This is a genomic window from Meiothermus cerbereus, from assembly GCF_051297115.1.
GTDB classification, from domain to species: domain Bacteria; phylum Deinococcota; class Deinococci; order Deinococcales; family Thermaceae; genus Meiothermus; species Meiothermus cerbereus_A.
Window position 1 is genome coordinate 1 of sequence record NZ_JBEVAL010000165.1, and the last position, 737, is coordinate 737.

The 737-nt window shown below is 68.8% G+C and carries 1 protein-coding gene; it reads left to right on the top strand.

Features of this window, described 5'->3' with window-relative positions:
• Positions 1-737: DUF927 domain-containing protein (locus ABWU19_RS14970; RefSeq protein WP_435902423.1), on the top strand; the 737-nt coding region annotated here is incomplete at both ends.

The following is a 737-nucleotide window of genomic DNA, read 5'->3' on the forward strand; positions in this document are numbered from 1 at the left end:
ACCGGCTGGATACGGAGGGGGACGGAGTGGGTCTATCTGCACGCCGGTGGCGGGATTGGATCAGGCGGGAGCGTGGGGGGCCTCGAGGTTGACCTGCCCCCGGAGCTCGCGGGCTTTGCCCTGCCCCAGCCCCCTGAGGGGAAGGCGGAGCTTGCGGCCCTGCAAACCCTGGTGGGTCTGCTCGAGGTGGCCCCCAGGCGGGTCACCTGGCCGCTGCTGCTGTATGCCCTGGGCGCGGTGATTGAGCACCCGATGGGTAGCCTCTACCTGGCCGGACACACCGGGGCCCGGAAGACTAGCCTGTCCCTGCTGGTGCAGGCCTTGTGGGGGCACACCCAGCCTCACCCGCCCACCAACTGGGAGGGGACGGCCAACGCCCTGGAAGCCCTGGCCTTCGCGGCCAAGGACGCTTTGCTGCTCATTGACGACTACGCCCCTACCGGGCATGAGGGGAAGCAGAAGGAGTTGCAGGGCAAGGCCTCGAGAATCCTACGCAACCAGGGCAACGGGGTGGGGCGAGCCCGGATGCGCTCGGATGGCACCATGCAGCCGGATCGGGCCCCCAGGGGCAGCCTGCTCATTACCGGGGAGGATTTACCCCCCGGCCACAGCGTGCGGGCGCGGTGCCTGGTGCTGGAACTGATCCCCGGAGAAGTAAATCTTGAGGCGCTCAGCCGGATGCAGCGGGAGGTGGAGCGTCTGTCCTTAGCCTTGAGCGCCTGGGTGCGCTGGCTGGC